This is a genomic window from Bacillus sp. 05T31, assembly GCF_056396725.1.
This window is the reverse complement of the sequence record NZ_JBFTMA010000832.1, coordinates 1-1,709: the sequence shown is the minus strand read 5'-3', so window position 1 is coordinate 1,709 and position 1,709 is coordinate 1. Positions and strand designations below refer to the sequence as shown.

General features: G+C 34.9%; 3 protein-coding genes. All 3 read right to left on the bottom strand.

All coding sequences use genetic code 11. The annotated features are described in order from the left end of the window. A partial coding sequence (locus AC1DJR_RS28860) for a bifunctional DNA primase/polymerase (protein WP_477004135.1) occupies positions 1 to 976 on the bottom strand: 976 nt, incomplete at its 3' end. A 46-nt stretch (positions 977 to 1,022) separates the two neighbouring features. Continuing rightward, the gene (locus tag AC1DJR_RS28855) at positions 1,023 to 1,154 is read right to left on the bottom strand and encodes a hypothetical protein (protein WP_477004136.1); all 132 of its coding nucleotides are present in this window, start codon (positions 1,152 to 1,154) and stop codon (positions 1,023 to 1,025) included. 121 nt (positions 1,155 to 1,275) lie between these two features. After that, a complete protein-coding gene (locus AC1DJR_RS28850; protein WP_070168798.1) occupies positions 1,276 to 1,545 on the bottom strand; it encodes a hypothetical protein in 270 nt (89 codons plus the stop codon). Positions 1,546 to 1,709 lie beyond the last annotated feature (164 nt).

The window sequence follows — 1,709 nt, the reverse complement described above, 5'->3', positions numbered from 1 at the left end:
GCACTTGTGGACGTTCTATGTTATGGAATTCCTTTGTAATATATGGTGTTTTGCGAGATACGAGTTTTGTTATCTCATTTCCATCTTTATCCTCCCTCGTCTCAAAAAGTGTACCTTTATTTCCTACTTTAAAAGGCTTAGGAATGATTTTATTTTCGTTTTCACCTTCGGCATGTGTTTCAAAATTATTTTCAGGTATATGCTGTCTTTCTGACTGGTCTGGTTTCCATTGAATAGCTGACTGCGTAAGGGTCTTTAATTCGTTATAAGGAAAATCAGTTTTATCTAAAAGAAAATACTCATATATAAGCTCCATTGCCTGCATTGTTTCCTCGTTAGGAACATTCCACGCTTTTAAATGTGTAGCAAACTTATATAGTGTGTCATTTCTGCTCCCAGAGCTTTCTATAGGTACTGGAAACATATAATCTTTAGATTTATCTGTATTTCTAACAGGACTTAAATAGTGTGGTAATTCGTCCAGCTGATCTATACTATTAGTTGCTATGTAGCGTCCTTCTGTGTTGTTTGTAGGAAAAACAATATATCCTGCTCCAGCTGTACGGGTATCAATAACCACACCTATTTGAGAGAAAAATTTCGTAATTTGTTTAATGTCTTGTGTCCTTTTCTCTTTAGCTGCAAATACAAACTGCCATCCGTTTGGTGTTTTAATCGAATGGTGATGCCTGTTTTCTCCTTCAAGCAAATCTTTCACAAGTTCTCCTTGAACCTGGTCATCCACATCTATGATAATCCGCTCCTGGGGAATAACTGCTCCAATCCATCCGCCTTGGTTTATCCATTTATTTATTTCTAAATCATCTAATCCCTGGCTATCTTTCCACTTACATACTGGCGTTTTCGCTTTTTGATACCCTTGATTTCCATTTGCATATCCAGTAAGCTTGATAATTTTTGCTCCAGGTAAAATTTCATCAATTCTTGTTATATAGTGCGGCATGGTAACTTTCAAAAATGAGCACCTCCTTTTCTCTTAATAATGTTTTTAAAAACAAATATCATACTTGCTTTAATATTCGATTAATTTCTTTTAAAACTTTAATCGCTTTTTGATCACCGTTTTCCGCTTTTTCTAAGATGATATGTAACTTATCTTTACGTATTTCAGCAGTTGTCATTAACTTATTCACCTCAATTATTTCCAAATCGACGTTGCTACAAAATATCAAGCAATTTGAATTAATAAGTATTATCCACCTAATCTTTTATGGATTTTGTTTCCTATGCACACGCCAGCCAAAGCGTTGTTGCTTACCATTCATCTACAATTTCTGTTATTACTTCAAGAGCTTGCTTATAGAACCACCACCGTTTTCTATTGCGACGTCGCTCTATTAATCTCATACGTGGATCAGATAAAATCTCATCTTCTAGGAATCTTTTACTCATTGATGTAATAACCGCCAACTTTTCAAGATCAACCATTAATAATGTTTCGTGAAGTTGTTGATCTATCTGCTGCAGTATATATTCCTTAATGGCTTTTTCATCAATATTTACTTGCACATTTGCAGGAATCACCACTATCACCCCTTTAATCTATGAATTAACTACACTTCTACTTTTTCATAGTCTTGCATAGCTCCATTAATCAACCATGTTTCAATTGTTGGACGATGAAAAAGTATTTTCCCTCTGACCCTCGCATAAGGGATTTCATTCATACGAGTCATGGAATACACAGT